At 33.3% G+C, this 18,414-nt stretch carries 14 protein-coding genes, 1 other RNA gene and 1 riboswitch; of the genes, 12 read left to right on the forward strand and 3 right to left on the reverse strand.

What is annotated here, in order from left to right; genetic code table 11:
- Positions 1-55 precede the first annotated feature (55 nt).
- Positions 56-1,042, reverse strand: coding sequence for a zinc-ribbon domain-containing protein (locus ACDZ29_RS23540; RefSeq protein ID WP_375088853.1), 987 nt, complete (start codon positions 1,040-1,042; stop codon positions 56-58).
- A 439-nt stretch (positions 1,043-1,481) separates the two neighbouring features.
- Here ACDZ29_RS23540 and ACDZ29_RS23545 point away from each other — a divergent pair, with 439 nt between their 5' ends.
- From ACDZ29_RS23545 to ACDZ29_RS23580, 8 genes are all read left to right on the forward strand, one after another.
- Entirely contained in the window at positions 1,482-2,357 is an 876-nt protein-coding gene (locus ACDZ29_RS23545; protein WP_241635984.1) for a hypothetical protein, read from the forward strand.
- Positions 2,358-2,751: 394 nt separating this feature from the next.
- Positions 2,752-2,940 carry a hypothetical protein gene (locus ACDZ29_RS23550; RefSeq protein WP_375088854.1) on the forward strand — a complete coding sequence of 63 codons (189 nt, stop codon included), beginning with the start codon at positions 2,752-2,754 and terminating at the stop codon, positions 2,938-2,940.
- Positions 2,941-3,166: 226 nt separating this feature from the next.
- Positions 3,167-3,250, forward strand: a riboswitch (cyclic di-GMP riboswitch).
- A gap of 206 nt (positions 3,251-3,456) precedes the next feature.
- Positions 3,457-4,260, forward strand: coding sequence for a hypothetical protein (locus ACDZ29_RS23555; RefSeq protein ID WP_375088855.1), 804 nt, complete (start codon positions 3,457-3,459; stop codon positions 4,258-4,260).
- An 888-nt stretch (positions 4,261-5,148) separates the two neighbouring features.
- Positions 5,149-6,288, forward strand: coding sequence for a hypothetical protein (locus tag ACDZ29_RS23560; RefSeq protein WP_375088856.1), 1,140 nt, complete (start codon positions 5,149-5,151; stop codon positions 6,286-6,288).
- Complete coding sequence (locus ACDZ29_RS23565; protein WP_375088857.1) at positions 6,278-6,472, forward strand: Ig-like domain-containing protein; 195 nt, start codon at positions 6,278-6,280, stop codon at positions 6,470-6,472. Before ACDZ29_RS23560 ends, ACDZ29_RS23565 begins: the two co-directional genes overlap by 11 nt.
- Before the next feature lie 259 nt (positions 6,473-6,731).
- The gene (locus ACDZ29_RS23570) at positions 6,732-7,607 is read left to right on the forward strand and encodes a hypothetical protein (RefSeq protein WP_241635997.1); all 876 of its coding nucleotides are present in this window, start codon (positions 6,732-6,734) and stop codon (positions 7,605-7,607) included.
- 451 nt (positions 7,608-8,058) lie between these two features.
- Positions 8,059-8,658, forward strand: coding sequence for a hypothetical protein (locus ACDZ29_RS23575; RefSeq protein ID WP_375088858.1), 600 nt, complete (start codon positions 8,059-8,061; stop codon positions 8,656-8,658).
- Entirely contained in the window at positions 8,659-10,416 is a 1,758-nt protein-coding gene (locus ACDZ29_RS23580) for an ImmA/IrrE family metallo-endopeptidase (protein WP_375088859.1), read from the forward strand.
- A gap of 365 nt (positions 10,417-10,781) precedes the next feature.
- Here ACDZ29_RS23580 and ACDZ29_RS23585 read toward each other — a convergent pair whose 3' ends face one another.
- Positions 10,782-11,843, reverse strand: coding sequence for a DUF3900 domain-containing protein (locus ACDZ29_RS23585; RefSeq protein ID WP_375088860.1), 1,062 nt, complete (start codon positions 11,841-11,843; stop codon positions 10,782-10,784).
- Between the two features lie 546 nt (positions 11,844-12,389).
- On the opposite strand from ACDZ29_RS23585, the gene ACDZ29_RS23590 reads away from it, so the two are divergent.
- Together ACDZ29_RS23590 and ACDZ29_RS23595 are read left to right on the forward strand one after the other, a co-directional pair.
- Positions 12,390-13,796, forward strand: coding sequence for an amino acid transporter (locus ACDZ29_RS23590; protein ID WP_375088861.1), 1,407 nt, complete (start codon positions 12,390-12,392; stop codon positions 13,794-13,796).
- A gap of 486 nt (positions 13,797-14,282) precedes the next feature.
- A complete protein-coding gene (locus ACDZ29_RS23595) occupies positions 14,283-15,512 on the forward strand; it encodes a protoglobin domain-containing protein (RefSeq protein WP_375088862.1) in 1,230 nt (409 codons plus the stop codon).
- 402 nt (positions 15,513-15,914) lie between these two features.
- Here ACDZ29_RS23595 and ACDZ29_RS23600 read toward each other — a convergent pair whose 3' ends face one another.
- Complete coding sequence (locus ACDZ29_RS23600) at positions 15,915-16,121, reverse strand: twin-arginine translocase TatA/TatE family subunit (RefSeq protein WP_289316484.1); 207 nt, start codon at positions 16,119-16,121, stop codon at positions 15,915-15,917.
- A gap of 343 nt (positions 16,122-16,464) precedes the next feature.
- On the opposite strand from ACDZ29_RS23600, the gene ssrS reads away from it, so the two are divergent.
- Both ssrS and ACDZ29_RS23610 read left to right on the forward strand, forming a co-directional pair.
- A non-coding RNA gene (ssrS, locus tag ACDZ29_RS23605) (6S RNA) lies at positions 16,465-16,652 on the forward strand.
- 319 nt (positions 16,653-16,971) lie between these two features.
- The gene (locus ACDZ29_RS23610; RefSeq protein WP_289335362.1) at positions 16,972-18,339 is read left to right on the forward strand and encodes an aromatic acid/H+ symport family MFS transporter; all 1,368 of its coding nucleotides are present in this window, start codon (positions 16,972-16,974) and stop codon (positions 18,337-18,339) included.
- The last annotated feature ends 75 nt before the right edge of the window (positions 18,340-18,414 follow it).

Here is an 18,414-nt window from a genome sequence, read left to right on the forward strand (position 1 = left end):
TATCTCTATTGATGTCTACATTAATTTCAAAACTAAAATTATAGGTTTTATGTATCTAGTCAAAGATAAACTTGATAGCTGACTCCAAATCTGCTTCATTTCGGTTGGCAACCACATAATCTATAGATATATCATTTAATTCAGGAAGTCTACTGTCTCTAATTCTAATTAGTGTTACATTGTTATCTTTACAAAGTATATTCTTTTTAAAATCTTTTTCCATCTTGTGCCAAGCTCCATCATATTCTACTCCCAATTTTAACTCTGGTATGTAAACATCTATGGACATCTTACCCAACCAACTAAAATAGTTCTTATCTATATTTTCCAAAACATTTTCAAAGTTTTGTTTCAAGTAAAAGTATATGGCTTTTTCAGGAAAAGAAATTCGTAACTCATTACTGCATTGAGGACAACCACTACCAGTATTTCCATCGTCTCTTGTTCTATTGGATACTAATGTCGTCCATTCATCACCACACTTTTTACACTTCCACCATACTTTATTACTTGATTTTGCTGAAATTTGAGAAGGGTTTTTCCCTATATTTTTCTCAAAGTGCCATTCCTTTGCTATCTCAGGAAATAATGCCTCTAAATCTGTTTGACCTTTTATTGCCAATCTACCGCTAAAGTAGGGGCAATGGTGGTCCGCAATTTTACTATTTATCGTTGATTCCCATTCATGCCCTTTTTCACACTTCCACCAAACTTTTTTACGTCCACCTGCTAAAACCTTATCAGGTGTTAAAGTATTTTTTTGGTAGTTCCAAAATTTTGCTACCTCTGGATACTTAGTTAATAAATCATTGTACCCTTTTTTGAACTTTTGGTGTTTACAATAAGGGCATCCACTTCCATTTCTGCGAATGTTAGTCGTAGTATCATAACTATGACCCTTCTCACATATCCACCATACCTTTTTTTGACTGCCGTACCCTATATCCTTTGGTGTTGTAAGTATATTCTTTTCATAATCCCATTCACCTAACAAATCTTGCTTGTTATTCTCAATACACCAATCATAAAAACTTTTCCCCATAAATCACACCTATTTTTTCAAAAAGAGATAATTAACAAAGGACAGTACATATTAGTCCTGTGTCTAATATAAACTATTCCTTTATTATAATTTTTTTCAGTATAAAACGAACAACCTTGCACTATTTAAATCATACACGGTAAAACTAGTTTAAAAAGGTTGGATTTGAGTCAATATTTTGGACAAGTGGGCGATTATAGTGGCATTAATTGTCTACGCAAGGGTTTCAACTGTTGACGTATTTTTTTTGAAAAGATAACAGGAACAAATACTACTAAATACTAAAAGAAATGAATTAAAAGAAGCTATTCAGTTTATAGATAAAGTAGATACCAAAAAAAATATAGAAAAATATATAAATATACAAATTTGTTGAAAATAGTAAAAATTTGTAATATTATATATATATAAATATAGATTGAAAGAGCGGAGGATATGAATGGCAATAGAATTAGTTTTGTATAAGAATGGAAATGAATATGAGGAAATAATTGTAGATGATATTATAAATAGAAGCGACTTTGACACAGTTAAGAAGAATTTGTATTGTGCCTTTGAAGGTTGCCCTGCAAAAATCGAGTATGTGCCAAGGGGTAAGAGGATTGCACACTTTAAGACATGGCCGATGAGCGACCATTCAACTGATTGTAAAGATTTTTTTGAAAGAGAAAAGCAAAAGGCTGGAAAAAAGAGTTTAGCTAGTAGTTCTGTTGGTTTAACCGATAAGCACATTAATAACGTTTTAAGAAATTTAATTAATTCTATTGATGAAACAGAGGAAGAAAAACAATTAAGACTTGAACAACAAAGAACCAGAAATAAAAATAAAAAAATAAATAAAGTTACTGATGAATCTCAGAACTCAGAACTTACTGAAAATATCAGACCTACTACTGACAATAATGCAGACACAACAGTAGAAGGTTTAAGAGCACCAAGTGTAAAAAGACGTTATAATTTAGCTTTGTTAAGTGAAGATGATATTAATACGGCAACGGCTTTGTATGAAGAAGTTGATACTATCAGTATTGAAGAGAATCGAGTAATATTTAAATTGAAAAGAAATAATAAGGAAGCAAACATCTATTTTGAAGAAAACTTCTTTAACAACTCAGCTAGAAATATAGATTCAATGTTTGCAATAGTAAAAAAATATTTTGATGATGGAAATACAGTAGAATTATATTGTGTAGGTAATGTGGAAAGAAGAAATGGTAATATATGTTTAGTCATTAATAAACAAAGTCATATTCGAATTAATAAAATGACTATTGAAAGATTTACTTTTAATATTACAAATCCTGATTTATTTTAGATTATTTGTTTAAATGACCACTTTATTAGAAAAGTGGCCTTTTTTATTTGTTAAATTTTTCCCTTTTCATAGTTAGGCTCGTGCGATTCGATTATAAAAAGTTACTGTGTAAAACTTAAGAAAATATACTTATTTTATCTTTCTATACACATTAGTATAAGTTAAATACATAACTAAGGAAGCGTTTTTAATTTTATATAGAAATGAGTGTATTTCCATATTCCCGATAGACTACACTTTAACGGTAATTGACAGGTGCTAAACGAAACATAGTCAATGATTTCAAAGCTTAAATTTATTAGCTTTTAACCATTATTGAAATCTTACAGAGTAAAAGGAGCAGGATTGAAATCTATAAATGATAAGTGGTTAGACCCTCTCTGACGACAATCTTGTGAGTGAGATACTTTTTGCTATTTTTTCAGGCTTAGCACAGTTTGAACGTAAAATGATAAAGCAAAGTCAAAAGAAAGGTATATCTAAAAGTAAAGGGAAATTCAAAGGACGCAAGACGAAGTTAATTGAAGGAGGTAAAGAAGAACAGCGAATGATAATAGAAGCCTATAAAAAGGTAAGTCTATAAGAGATATTCGTATTACTTTTAAAGTAGGTACAGGAACGATCTATGGGTTATTGGATAGAGAAGTTATTAGATAAGAATACAAGAAAACAATGTAGGCACTCATCTCAATATGAGTGTCTTTTCCATTTGGATACACAAATCCTCTTTATTATAGTCGAAATTTTTAGAAAAGTATGAGGATTTAGTCATGTACATTCATAATATAAATGGTAAAATTAAGTAATTAACTTGCAAAAGGCAAACTTATTCAAAAATAAGGACGCAAATCTACAGGTCAAAAAGTATTTTGCTATGATGCTGAGTTTTCGCAAGAAAGATGAATTAAACTAGATGAATGAGCTGAATGTTTTGGATGAAGAATGGACTAGATTAAATTTAGAAGCTAAAGATATAGGATTTTCTATTCGGGAGATTCCAGATTTTATTCAAATTAGTGGAATTAAATAACATTAAGTGGGTAAATAGTATTTAAGAGTATTTCATAAAAATATATAGATGGAACCATGAGGTGATATTATGTTAGAACAAATATTAGCGGAACGATTACGTGAAGAGCCACCAGAAAATTGTACAGTTGTAAAGGGAAGTATTCCGATTATTGCATTTGGAAGATTTAGAAGTGCCAAAGTAGCTTCTGTTAGTTTAAATCAGAGTTGGGCAGAGTTCGAACCAGTAAAGGATAACTACCGTTTTCATACTTTGAAAACTTTAGGTGTAGATAGTTACTCTAATATTACAGACAAGCATGTAAACCAAATAGTGGATTATTGTGAGAGATATTTTGAAAGATATTATACTACAGGCATAAGAAAGATTAAAAAAAATCCACTATACTATAAGTCATGGTTTAATCCTATGGAGAAAATGATGAATGATATTTATGGAGTTAGTTATCTCGATGGAAGTGCCTGTCACCTGGATATAAGCCAATGGGCTACTAATAATACATGGGGTAAATTAACAGAAACCCAGAGAAAAGCAATCGTGGGAAAAAGGGATTTAGAATTATTAAGACAACAAGTGTTAAATAATAATTATGAAATTATCTTATTAAATGGTGCTACAACCTCTGAAGTGTTTTTAAATCAATGCTTTAATATAGATAATTATGAGACTGTTACTCTTCAAAAAACAACCAGGAGTAAAGGTGAGAAAACAATTACTAAAGTTGAAGGATATTACATAAAGGTTAATAAGCTCTTAGGTGAGATACTTAAAAAGCCAATTAAAATTTTTGGCTGGAATGATTATATACAAAAAAAACCAACAAATATTGAAATGATTAAAAGTTGGGTGAAAAGCACAATAACACTACCTTAGAACTGAAAAATTCAAATGATATGAATCTGTTTTTTTTCGAACGCGAGTTCAAGAAGATTAATTGATGATAACATGTTGAAAGTTAAATCTATATCAATGCTTTGATAAAGACCTCCCTGGAACGATACATATAGATTGTTGATAGTTGGAAAATATAAAACAATTATATTAAAAGAATAAATATAGAGGAAAATAACTATGAAGGGTTTTCCTTCATAGTTATTTTGTTAGAGCATCCTTCAATTGTAAAATGAATTACTCAAGGTTTCTTGTTCAACTAACATTAACGTTAAAAATTTTAAACATAGGCTTATTTAATAATAAGGAATTAGTTGTTTTCGCAGTTGTAGTGTTAAACAGCTTCAAATTATGTTGAATTTATAATGAAAAGGATTAGACATAATGAATAATGGGGAAATTTTTATTAAGGGGAAATATGGATAAAAGATTGGTTTTAAACATTTATTTAGAGTGATATAACCACGCAATCATGTTAAGAATATGCGTCGTGTGATTAGTTAGATTTTCCTCTCTATTAACATGATTTTTACGTGTGAAATAAAAAGGAATATCTATCGGGTACTTATCACTAATTTAATATTTTAGAGTAGAGCGGAATGTCTAAATTCCACCGCTTCAATGCTCTGAATGAAATTTTGATAGTGATAGATGAAATACCAAAGGTCGATTAATAATTTTTAGGTACTTATATCCATAATGGTAAAATAGTTGTAAAATGGATTTTAGATTAGAAAGAAATTACGGTTCGGAAATCTTATGCAAAGGATATGAATAACATAAACCATAATAATTATGAAATTCAAAAGAGAAAAGAAGAAAAATTTTAAATTCGAAAAGTAAAACAAGGAATGTAGGGAGGAGGTTTGTATGCTTAATATTTGTAACGGAAGCTCAAAAGGTTTTACTAAAATAATACATAATCTTTTGGACATAATTGTCCAGCATTTTCTTGAGGTAGGTAGTAACCTTGAATACGAAGAAATTTTGGGTTCTGTTTTTCCTCCTCATAGACAAGAAAATGAAGAGTTTGGAATGAAAGTATTAAATAAAATTTATAGAGATATTAATGATGATTTTGTTCATGAACTTACTCCTTTTGAGGAATACGTTCTATATCATATATTGCATTTTGTTTATGACAGCTCAGAAGATGGATTTTGTTTAAAGGATTCAGTTAAAACATTTTATTCAAAAATTGGTGACGGACAATTGGATTTTGACGAGTTAAAAGTATTATTGATAATTAAAACGCCTGAGGACTTAAAAGGAATATGTTTTGAAGACATTGATTTTCTTGATATAGGTAAAATTTTTGAACTTTATAAAACTAATCAAGAATTTGTGAATGACTTTTTGCATATTGACTTAGAGTATTTTACAGATTTAATGCCAGAAGACATTTTACTGGAGTATGAGAACATTAAGAAGGATTTGCAAGAAGTAGAAACAGAAATTAGGAAAGTTAAAGGAAGCATAAATGATAAAGAAACCTTCTATGAAATAGTTGATAAACTTATTAAAAGGTTTAATCATTATGTTGTACATAATAAGGTAAACACTGCATTAAATAATAAACTTGGAGAGATGGACGAAAAAGGTGTACAAGTGATTTTTCATATGTATGCCAATGAATTTCTAAAACCTTACAATATAGTTATACAACGTGAGTTAGATACTGGAAGAGGTATAGTTGATTTTCATCTATCTCAAGGGAGAGAGTATCAAGCCTTACTTGAGTTTAAGCTAGATAGTAACAGAAATATAGTCGAAGGTATTAATTATCAATTGCCAATTTACCTTATCAGTCAAGAAATTGAGTATGGTATTTTTGTTCTCATTTGTTATTCTGAATCATCTTATAATGACTCAAAGAAATTCCATGAAGAAGCTAAAAAGGTTAGTGAGAATTATCAAAAGATAATTCGCTTTTTTAGTATAGACACTAGTGGAAATGCAAAAACTGGTTCGAAGATAAAAACTGAAAATGAAATGAGACTTGGAGATTGATAGAGAAGGGTATACCTCCGTTCGTGTTTACAAGGGAAGTAAGAAGATAGGGCAAGGAATAGCGGATAGTCAAGGAAACTATAAAGTGAAAATCAAGGCACAAAAGAAGGGTTCAACATTAAAGTTATACGCTCAAGATAAATCAGGCAACAAGAGTAAGAGTGAAATGGTAAAAGTGAGTTAGGTTTATATGATAAAGTTGAAAATGAATGAGTAATATGACGTTTTTAATCCAGCGGTAATATTGAACCAAGTATTACCGTTTATTTTATAATAAAGATTAAATCTATATAAGGGGAAAAGATTGAAATTATAAGTTCACTTAGGTAGACGACAGAAAGGTCAGATTGGATATATGGATAATAAGGGGAATAATCATTAGTGGTGAATATTCCTTTTTAATATCTGTTACTTCTCTAATAAGTAATGAAAGGCTGATATTTGTGTACGATGTATTTAAAAAATGGGTACAGACTAAGTTAAATGATATTGGAAAGAACCTGAAAGAAAGATGGATTATTAAGGATGGAGAGATTAGTAGAAAAAGGGAATTAGTTTGGAATTTAGTTAAAAAGGATTTAATTTCAGGTTTTCAAAAAGGCTACATAGAGAGAATTTTTAAAATTAAATACAAATATTGGAAAATAAATGTATTTGGTGACTTACAAGAATTTAAATATGAAATGGCGAAAATAAAAAGCGAAGTATTGAGATTAATCTCTTCAGTTTTATTATCTTTTCTCACTATATATATTCTATTATTGGTTTTATATCAGAATGAATCATTTAATATTAGTGATAAAGTTACTTTTAAAAAGGCAATTATATTCTTTGAAGTAAATGAAACAACAGGAATAAACAAAGAAGAAATTATGAAAGTTTTAGCAGATACATTCACAGCATTAGGAGCAGGATGCTTTGGTTTATTAGGTATTATGATGGGTGCAATAGCTGTAGCAACCAGTGTAATAAATAAGTTTTTAGAGAATAAGTCAATTGATATTAGAGAATTTGATTATGCAATAGAAGAATTTAAACGTGCAAGTAGTTTGTTGGTTTCTAATGTAATAGTATCTCTTTTGTTTTTTTTGTTTACCTTTACAAAAGTTGCTGTCACTCTGAATTTGGATTATGTTTTTTTTGCTTTACTTCTTTTCTTTATTTTATTTTTTATGGCTTTATTTTACACGAAAAAAGTTTTTACCTCTTGTTTTGAGTTTTTGGTTGTTGGAACTCCAATGGAAAAGAAATGGATAGAATATAAGGCGGAGAAAATCAGTGTAAGTAAGATGATGCATCGAAAAATCAAAAAAAAATAAGTGGTAGAAAAGTTGAAAATAGAAGAGATACAGAACATTCTTGACAAATAATCGTAACTATAAAATGAAGGTTTTTTTATAAATTTACAATTGCTTACTTATATTACCTTGATTATTATCAATTTCATTAAAGTGAAATTAGTTCCTGAATTATAGTGTTGAGAGTAAGGTTATGTTTGTGATTTCAAATTTTAATGAAATTAATATAATAAAGGATTCTAGTCAAAGTAGGAAAAAAATTAGGACCCGTTATCAGGCGGGTACATCAAATCTGCTACCAACTGGGAGCAGATTTTTAGAGTTGAAATAAACATATACACTTTTACTTCTAGCGACTAATTGAATAAAAGAAAAAATATATAAACTTGGTAAAATTGTCTAACAAGTAACAAATATATGATACAATTATCATGTTTATAAATGATTAAAGAACGAATGTTCTTATTTGGGGTTGGGTGATATGATGTTTAGATGTTCAAGATGTAAAGAATGGGGAAATCCACCGTCTACACACCTTCATAAAGAAGAAGAAATTGAAGGTATTCTTGAAATAACTGATATTAATAGAGATAGAGAAACTAGATTATCTGAAGATATGCAATTGGAAGATGGTTTGATTGTGTATCGATATTTATTATGGGAATCCGACTTATTTTTAATATCTTCTAGTCAAACTATGGCATCTAAAGCATTATGCCTTTGTAGAGATTGTTTAGAATATAGTTTATCTTTCATACCTCACTATGGTGATGGGGCATACTGTACTTCCAATGATTATCTTAAGAATGAGAATCCAAGAATTTTACATAGTCATGGTATTGATATAAGAGGAATGAATTTTAGAGTAGTAATGAAAGTTAGAGATGCATCTAATTTTAAGAAAGTAAAAAAAACAGCAGGTGTGATTAGAAGTACACCTATTGGGGAAAACCTATATGTGAATAAATTGGTATTTTCTGACAAAGAATCTTTAAAGATAATTTGTTACCAACAATGGAACGGACATAGTTGGGAAGATGTTTTATTGGATGATTTGAAAGGGGTGAGTTAGATGGATATTGATGAGATTGTGTTTAATCCTTACGAAGAAAATAATCTTGATGATGCAATTAACGCAATCGAAAGATATTTTGTTGAATCTCACCCTGAGCATGTGTTGGAAAAATTAGCGAACAGAATTTACCTAGATAATTCAGTTGAATGGAAAAAAATCTTACATATTCTATTTAGAAAGTATTCTCTCATGAATATTATACCTAATCATTATCATAGATTAGTTAATGAAAATAGGTATGATATTATTCCACAGTATACATATCTTATCGTTTCATTAATCTCATCTAAACTTTTAAGGGACGATATATTTAACGAAGATTTGTTAAAAAAACTAACTGATAATGAAGGGAAATATATTCTTTTTTCTTTTCTCTCGTCTTGGAATTTAGAAAAGGCACTAGAATTGGATAATAATTTTACTCTAAATAATTTCGGTCATCTGATAGATGTCAAAAACGTTCCAATAAAAAGTTTAATACTTAGCTCACGAGATGAAGCACTTTATAATGTTGTGCAAAAGGTTTTAGAAGATAGTATAGCACAGTATCATTTCAACCAAGAGATACAAAGGATAATAAAAAATAATCATCCGGAAGAATTAGATACATTAGAGTATTTTATAAATAAATGTAGTTGTGATAAACAGGAAAATGTGTTGGAATTTATTTGCGACCTCTTTGAGTTAACATCGATTCAACATTTTTTAAACAGTAGATGGAAAATTGATTTAACAGAAAGAATATACAAAAATTTCTCTAGAAATCAGAATTTAATGTCACCGATTGCTAAAAGAAACGCTCTCACTGCTGTAAACAGGTTCAAAAGTAGACTGGCACCTAACTTTTCTCTAGTGGCAAGGCATGAAATAAGCAGACTTTCTGAAAATGATAAGAATTTCATTATAAAAAAAGTTGGAAAAATATCTGAAGAAATCATTGGCGAATTTATTAATACACTGGTGCCTGTTGAAAAAAAATGGGATTGGAAAGAATATGCATATTTCTTAGTGAAATGGTATAAAGACTTAAATCCTCTTGAAGACGCAATCAATGTTGTTAAATTGGGTAAAGACTTAGGAATTAAAATAATTGTTAAAGAATTTGAAACTGAGAACTTTGATGCGTGTTTGGTAAGAGATAAAACTTTAAAATCTCCTATAGTGTTTATAAACTCTTTTAAAAAATCACGAGGTAGAATTAACTTTTCGATAGCACATGAATTAGCCCATGCAATATTACCGCATCACGCACAAAGCACTTTTTTTTGTTTTCTTGAAGACGTCACAGAATCGAATAAGTTCGTCATGAATAGAAAATTAGAAAATGAAGCTAATGCCTTTGCTTCTTATGTTTTATTACCGGATAAAATTTTCAAAGAGGAAATATCCAAACTTAACTACACTATCAAAAATGTAAATACACTTAGTAAAAAATATAATTCTTCACTAGTCCTTGTAGCTAAAAAATGGGTGGAACAAAGTAACTTAGAAATTGCAATGATATTTTCAACAAATGGAGTTATTGATTGGGCTACTACGTCAGAAAATTTCCCATTTTCATGGGTAGATTATATTGCCTCTACTTCAACAGTTTTTAAAGTAATTGAGTCTCAAGAAAGAAAAATTAAAAAGCAGAGGGTATCTTCAACTAACTGGTTTAATAAAGATTATCCTATATATAAGATTCACGAAGAATCTTATAAAATTTTTGATGACAAGGTACTAACCTTATTACAAATAATTGAAGATAATTAAAGTTAGGGCAACTAAATTTATGACAAAATATAAAATAAAAACTTTTTATAGCATTGGATGATAGAAAGAATATTGATATATCAACAAAAGACAATCGATATGCTTGAGAACGACGTCCGTCCTAATCGAATATATATTGAAAAAAAGACAGTAGGCTTGTATTTTAAGCCACTGTCTTTTTGTCTTGAAAATAAAATTGTAATTTTAAAGGAAACCTTTCACAGACCAAGAGCAGATTTTTTGGTCACTAATGCGGTCACTAAACGTGTAATAACCCTGTATTATCAGTATCTGTTAACTCCTTAGAGCGGTCACTAATTTGGTCACTAAATAGCGAAAACCCCTCAAATAGCCCCCTAAATCCCTCAAACCTTCCTACTAATCTTCTCCACAATCTCCATCAAATCATCCGGCCTGTGAAATTCAATCGGCGAAACGCCTTTATCGAACTCTATTGTATCGGATTCAATCATTAATACATACTTGCCGTTAATCTTCCCTAAATGGATGCTGTCGCCAAAATCAGCAAGCAATCCTTTAACAGATGTACTGCCTAGCTTCATTCGCAGTTCAGCTTCAGGTGTATGCTCGACAATCTGGGCAGTGGCTTCGACGACCTGGTGGGTTTCAAGACGTTCCTGGATTTCCCGCTTATCGCTTGTTTCCCAGATTTCCAGGTCCTGTTCGAATTTGTGCAGTTCATCACTGTTTTCTTCGAATTGAGCGGATACATGCTCATGGACCATATGGATGACCTGGTTTTTCATGATTTCAGGCATCGATTCGCCATATTCGACGAATTTCAAAAAGTCCTCGAAGTAGCGGGCATGTGAGGCCTGGTGGATTTTCAGTTCGCCTTCTTCGACCATTCCTTCTTCGGGCATGTAGGGATATTGAATCGATTTCATATTTTTAGTGGTGATGGCCATTTCAACGTGTCTGATCAGGGTCCGTTCATCCGAAATGGATGCAACCTTTGGCTCGAAATCACATTTTAATAAGAAAACGAATGGTTCATCGAGATATTTCGATAATTTAGCCGATGCGATTATGAAGACACCGCCGCGGACGGCACTAGTATCAATATATGACCGCGTGAATTGTTCATTTTCCTCTTGGAATTCTTCTTTCGTTTTAGCATATCGAACACGGTCAAATACATTGTAATTAGGGTTGGAATCAAGTGCATGTCCTTCTTCGACAATAAAAGAACCGATTTTCGTCGGTATTTGTTCAGTTTTTGGATGACGGTCCACTTTTCGTTTGGAAATCTTCATCAATTCCCCATCCAAAAAATCCTTTAGAGGACTTTCTTCGTATTCCTGGGTATCAAGAGTTTGAAAATGTTTAAAACGCTTATCAGCCTGATCGCCTTTTCCATCGACTTGGATTAAATAAAAAGACAGATAGGTAATCGTAAAATCCATGAATGTCACCTTCTTCAATTATTAAGCATGATTCCCGTACTTTTTTTAAGACTTAATAAGTATAGAGATGTACTTTGATTCCGTCAAACTATTGGTGCGTGAATGATCAGAATAATATTGATGTATTATTTCATAATAATACATATGGAAAAATGAATGTTAAATCCTTCTAGAATAAATAATGTTAAAACTCAATAAGACCAAAATACAGGATTACAGGGAACACTCCAGCATTTTGCTATTGATAATATTAAGATAATGAACGGTCGATTTAAAAAACTGCATGAACTACAAGGGTTACTACTGAATGTATTGATAATGAAGGATAATTCTGTTTAATGCTAATTCTTACATTCTGTAGAGGAATCAAAAACAGAATTTTACAATAATAATCCATTGACGATGGAAGTGTTAATACGTATAATTTGAAAGTCAGATAATTCAGTCATTGTAGGAATTTGTCGAAATTTCTCCGATATAAATAGCAAGTTAATTTATTCGTCTGCAATTTTCAGAATAGTTTTTAAAATTTATGGAGGAGATAGCATGAGTATTTTTAGAAAGAAGTCCATTGAGGACTTATTGATAAACGCAAGTTCCAGCGGTAAGGGATTGAAAAGGGAACTAGGCGCTTGGGATTTAACGATGCTTGGAATTGGAGCAATCATTGGTACAGGCATTTTTGTATTAACAGGTACTGGTGTAGTAAATGCTGGTCCTGCACTTTCATTATCGTTCGTCATTGCAGGTCTTGCCTGTTTATTTGCTGCACTCGCATATGCGGAATTTGCAGCATCCGTACCGGTTTCCGGTTCGACTTATACGTATGCTTATGCAACTCTAGGTGAATTTGCCGCTTGGATAATCGGCTGGGATTTAATCCTTGAATACTTATTGGCCGTTAGTGCCGTATCGGCAGGCTGGTCAGGCTATTTCCAATCATTTTTAAGTGGATTCGGGATTAACTTTCCAGAGAAATTTACGGCAGCACCGGGTTCGGTTGATGGTGTCACTACTTATATGAATTTGCCAGCCTTTTTGATAGTAATGGCGATTACTTTATTGATCTCCAGAGGCACGAAACAAACGACTAGGATTAATAACATAATGGTCGTCATAAAAGTGTTGGTAGTCTTGCTGTTCATCGTTTCTTCTATTTATTATGTAAAACCGGAAAACTGGCAGCCATTCATGCCATTTGGAATCGATGGGGTATTTTCAACTGCCGCATTAATGTTCTTTGCCTTCATCGGCTTTGATGCGGTTGCTTCTGCTGCTGAAGAAACAAGAAATCCAGGAAAGAATTTACCACGTGGAATACTCGGTTCTCTTGTCATTTGTGTTGTGCTATACATGGTCGTGAGTTTAATAATGACAGGTGTGGTACCGTATGCACAATTCAGCACGGCTCTCGATCACCCGATTTCTTTGGTCTTGCAAAGCGCAGGACAAAATTGGGTTGCAGGGATCATTGATCTAGGTGCGTTCCTCGGTATGACAACGGTGATTTTGGTGATGTTATATGGCCAAACCCGGATCATGTTTGCGATGTCACGTGATGGGCTGATGCCTAAATCCTTATCAAGACTTCATAAGAAATATAAAACACCATATGCTGCTTCATGGATGTTTGGTTTGATAGCGGCCTTACTGGGAGCATTCATACCGCTTGGTGAATTGGCAGAGTTGGTCAACATTGGAACATTGACTGCGTTTACGATGATTTCCGTAGCGGTCATCGTTTTACGGAAAACAAGACCGGATATGAAACGTGCTTTTTATTGTCCGGCTGTACCGCTCGTTCCGGGCTTAGCAATCGTTTTTTGCGTATTCTTGATGATTCAATTGGGAAGTCATACATGGATAAGGTTCTTGATTTGGATGGCTATCGGAGTCGTCATTTACTTCACTTATTCCCGTAAACATTCCAACCTTAACCAGCAGGAAAAATAATCATTGAAAAAGAAACTCTCTGTAGTGTCTCAGTTAGACGACAAAAGGAGGTTCGGAATGCTCTCACCCCGAACCATGATTTTAAATGAAAACTTGATTATCCTTCATGTTTTTTTACTTGATTATCCGGATGAAACCCTCTAGATTGAAGAAATTCGCGACACTCCTGCCGAATAACTGGCTAGGTGAGACCCCACAGTCGCTTGCGGTGAGGAGTCTTGGCTGACAGTCGGCGGAAAGGGAGCGAATTTCTGAAATCAACTGGAACTTTTTTTAAAGAAAAAATTGTAGGTAAACTGGCTCTTCTCTAATTTGTCTACAGTCTGAGACACTCTCTGGAGTGTTTTTTTGTTTTGGTCCATATAGTTCATAAGTCTTGTGTGATATTAGCTTGTTTAGAGGGAAAATTATCAAATTAGTTAAAGATTAACAGGCTTTATGTCGAAATAGTATATATGGGTAGAAAAAATTGGAGGGCAATTCATCATGAAAAGTTTATGGCGAAATAAACAAAAGATAGATTCAATAGACTATTTGCAATTTAAGGAACAAGTCGGTATCAATATCAGGGATTATCCGAGCGTATTGACACAAGTGGAGATGATTCATTTGACGATCGGGGATTTATGCATCATTCGTTCTTTACAAGAAGAAGTGAAAGGACATCTGACCCAAATTGTTGAAAATTTTTATAAAAATCTAGAAAATGAATCCTCTTTATTGAAAATCATTTCGGCCAATAGTTCTATCGATAGGTTGAAAAAGACACTGCATCGTCATATGTTCGAAATGTTTAGCGGTACCATTGATGATGCTTACATTAAACAGCGTTATGTTATCGCACAGGTACATGTGCGAATTGGACTGCAGCCAAAATGGTATATGAGTGCTTTTCAAGATTTACTGCAATCAATAATCATTCATGTGATGGCCAATATAAAGAATATAGAGCAATATCAGGATAACATTCTGGCAGTCACTAAAATTTTTAATTTAGAGCAGCAAATAGTTTTAGAGGCATATGAACTTGAAAATGAGAAGATTCGTCAACAAAACCTTGAAGAAAAAGAAACGATTAAACTACAGGTCAATCAAAATGCCGAAGAATTGGCAGCAATCAGTGAAGAGACAAGTTCAGCAACGCAATTAATGGCAAATAAGGTAGTCGAAATCCATGATTTCACTCAAAAGGGGTCAGAGATTGCGATACATGCAGAGGGGAAATCAAATGAAGGTGTAGAACTGTTACAAGGGTTAGAGAAAAGATTGGTAAAAACACAAGATCAAATGACGATCATCTCAAAAGATATGGAACAGCTATCCAATACATCAAAGGAAATTGAACGAATTGTCACGATTATCACTTCTATTGCCGAACAAACGAATTTGTTGGCATTGAACGCAGCGATTGAAGCCGCAAGAGCGGGTGATAATGGCAAGGGATTTGCGGTTGTTGCAGGTGAAGTAAGGAAGCTTTCGGAAAATACCAAGCAATCAGTTTCGGAAGTAGTGAAACTGGTTAGTGGCATTGCTCATTTTATCAATGTAATGAATACTTCAATTTCAATGGTTAGCGGGGAGATTACTAAAGGCACGAAGCAAGGGAAAGAAACGGGCAAATTTTTTACCGATATAGCAAAGGCCATGCTTTCAGTAAAAGAGCAAAATATTAAAATCACCAAGGAAATGACAGAACTGAATGATATTTTCGATTAAATTAATGAAGCGTTCAATCAAGTTGCCGTTTCATCGGATCAATTGACCCAAATGACGATGAACTTGTAGTGTAGTTCAAGGATTTGTTTGCAGAACGGGCTTAAAGGAGATTATTTGATTTTTTGTATTTTAATAATGAGCTCGATAGAATATATTAATAAAAAAACCTCAAAGCGGTTTATAAAATTTTAATCAACATTCAATTCCAAGGGATGCCGTTAAGCGGCCGTTTAATAAATCTCTTGAAATAAAATAGAATTAATGTTATATTAATAAAGCGATGAGCTAATTTGTGTAAGTCGAAGAACAAGCTTTTAGCTAAACGTCGGGATGTGGCCTGACGGTTCTGCGCCTCAAACGCATCAAAGACGCCTGCTGCGTGCAGGCGTCTTTTTCATTTTTTCATTTTATCGATTCTTTCCTTGCAGCTTGTACGTCTTCCTTGAATTCCTCTTGTATTTCTTCCGTTATTCCCTTGGTTGCATCCTTAAACTCTCTAAGCGAGGTGCCGACGGCCCGTCCGATTTGAGGAAGCTTATTCGGTCCAAAAACAACTAAAGCTAAAAGAAGGATTAAAATTAAGCCTGGAAAACCAATATTTGAAAGCATAACTAGTCACTCCAATCAAATCTGTTAGTTAATATTATAGACTCCTGACAAGTATTTGCAAAGGTTATTTAGTATTTATTGTCAGGTTCAACATCCGAAACTAGACATCCGTCAGATAAACACTTGCTATTCTGTCCTAATTTTATCTTGCACAATATTTCTAAAAATATATCTTACCTACCTTAGGAAACCCAATAAAGGGGGGGAGTAAGTACATGCCGCTTTGGTTCGGCCGTTTGATCATGTAACTAATTTCGATCGAATTATCATGTAACATGATAATTTTTTTGGTGCTTGGGATTATTAAACTTGCAAGATTGATGATATTTAGGTATTATAATTATACAAGCTGCGTTGTTCGTAATGATAATTAAGTTTTAACCTTTAAGCTGTAATAGGGAGTTTTACATCGAAACAGGAATGTTATGCCTCGTCACTGACTTGGACAACAGGATTGTTTCTGCAAACACCCACTTTGAGGAGTGGTGGTTTAAAACTTTCTTACTTGAATACGGCAATGGCGGCTTACCTTTTTTAAATTAGAAACCAGTTCCGTTAAGGGACTGGTTTTTTGTTGTCTATACGGATGTCCAGATACGTTATAGCTAGTTGCATTTAAGGATATTTCAAAAAACATATATCCCTTGTATTGTCTTGGATCATTTTAAAGCTTTAATTTATTATGAAAGTTTTTATTGAAATATCAGATAATTAGCCATTATAATAATAATTAGATAACTCAGTTCACTATTTGTATAAAAGATGAGTGTATCGATGTTTTTTTAAAGTATTACGTAAGCGCTGTCATTTTGAGAGAAGTATTGTAGTCACCTGGAGAGGAGAAAATTTTATGGCAAGAATTAATACGACTGAGGTAATTAGCAACAGTAAGTTCAACCGCTTTCATTTTGGATTGCTGGCATGGTGTTTTATCATTATCCTTTTTGACGGCTATGACCTTGTCGTTTACGGAACGGTCGTCCCGCTATTGACGGAGGAGTGGAACCTTACTTCCGTGGAAGCTGGGGCTATGGGCAGCTACGGTCTATTTGGAATGTTGTTCGGGGCCATCTTCTTTGGTACATTAGCAGATCGGATTGGCAGAAAAAACGTAATAGCGATTACACTGATTTTATTTAGTTTGTTTACGCTTTTATGTGGATTTGCGAATACGCCTACAATGTTTTCGACTTTTAGGTTTTTAGCGGGATTAGGTCTTGGGGGCATTATGCCGAACGTCATTGCCTTATTGACGGATTATGCACCGAAAAGGATGCGGAGCATGGTCGTTTCGATCGTTTTGTGCGGTTATTCATTCGGAGGGATGCTTGCACCGATACTGGGTATCCTGGTTATGCCGACATTAGGTTGGGAATCAATATTCTGGTTTGCAGGAATACCATTGTTATTTTTACCCTTCATGATGAAACGTTTACCAGAGGCTTCGACGCATCTGATCAGAGTTAACAGAAAAGAGGAGTTAATCAGGATATTATCCAGGGTCAGTCCGGAGAGTGAATTCGACATCAAGGACGAAATTGTAGATGTGAAAAAAACGGATACCAATATGCCGATTGTTGGATTGTTTAAGGATTCCCGTGCCCTGAGCACGTTGATGTTCTGGATCGCCTTTTTCATGTGCCTATTGATGGTATATGGATTGAATACATGGCTTCCAAAGCTAATGATCGAGGCAGGGTATGCGCTGAATTCAAGCTTAGGTTTCTTGATCGTTCTTCAAGGGGGAGCTATCATAGGCACGCTTATCATCGCTAAACTTTGTGATCGTTATGGATCCAAGAAAATGCTTGTGCCGATGTATGCGCTTGGGGCAGTCAGTTTGACTCTATTGGGGATGGGTGGAAGTTCCTTCGTGATTTACACATTGGTAGCGATTGCAGGAGCCTGTACCATTGGTGCCCAAAACCTAGTACAAGCCTATGTTTCCCAGTACTATCCACCAAATATTAGATCGACTGCACTAGGAGTGGCATCTGGAATCGGAAGGATCGGCGGTATGCTTGGACCCATTCTTGGCGGATTCTTATTATCCATCTCGCTACCCATCCAATTGAATTTCATTGCCTTCGCCATTCCGGGTCTCATTGCCGCGGTAGCTTTATCATTCGTTCCAGTGAAAATGGCTTATTACAAAAATGATCATAAGGAACAAACTGAAGAAATGGCGGTAGAGTCCAATAAAATGAATATCATGTAAAATCAAATGCATGAAATGTCAGTGAAGGGATACCTAGCTGTCATTTCATGTATAATTACCTTCTATTAGCGGAGT

Origin of the sequence: Peribacillus sp. RS7, from assembly GCF_041956845.1 — a bacterium.
In the GTDB taxonomy this organism is placed as follows: Bacteria; Bacillota; Bacilli; order Bacillales; family DSM-1321; genus Peribacillus.

Bases quoted from the DNA above. Each gene is read 5' to 3' on its own strand.
- ACDZ29_RS23540 (WP_375088853.1), bottom strand. From the start codon at position 1,042: ATGGGGAAAAGTTTTTATGATTGGTGTATTGAGAATAACAAGCAAGAT.
- ACDZ29_RS23545 (WP_241635984.1), top strand. From the start codon at position 1,482: ATGGCAATAGAATTAGTTTTGTATAAGAATGGAAATGAATATGAGGAA.
- ACDZ29_RS23555 (WP_375088855.1), top strand. From the start codon at position 3,457: ATGTTAGAACAAATATTAGCGGAACGATTACGTGAAGAGCCACCAGAA.
- ACDZ29_RS23560 (WP_375088856.1), top strand. From the start codon at position 5,149: ATGCTTAATATTTGTAACGGAAGCTCAAAAGGTTTTACTAAAATAATA.
- ACDZ29_RS23580 (WP_375088859.1), top strand. From the start codon at position 8,659: ATGGATATTGATGAGATTGTGTTTAATCCTTACGAAGAAAATAATCTT.
- ACDZ29_RS23585 (WP_375088860.1), bottom strand. From the start codon at position 11,843: ATGGATTTTACGATTACCTATCTGTCTTTTTATTTAATCCAAGTCGAT.
- ACDZ29_RS23590 (WP_375088861.1), top strand. From the start codon at position 12,390: ATGAGTATTTTTAGAAAGAAGTCCATTGAGGACTTATTGATAAACGCA.
- ACDZ29_RS23595 (WP_375088862.1), top strand. From the start codon at position 14,283: ATGAAAAGTTTATGGCGAAATAAACAAAAGATAGATTCAATAGACTAT.
- ACDZ29_RS23600 (WP_289316484.1), bottom strand. From the start codon at position 16,121: ATGCTTTCAAATATTGGTTTTCCAGGCTTAATTTTAATCCTTCTTTTA.
- ACDZ29_RS23610 (WP_289335362.1), top strand. From the start codon at position 16,972: ATGGCAAGAATTAATACGACTGAGGTAATTAGCAACAGTAAGTTCAAC.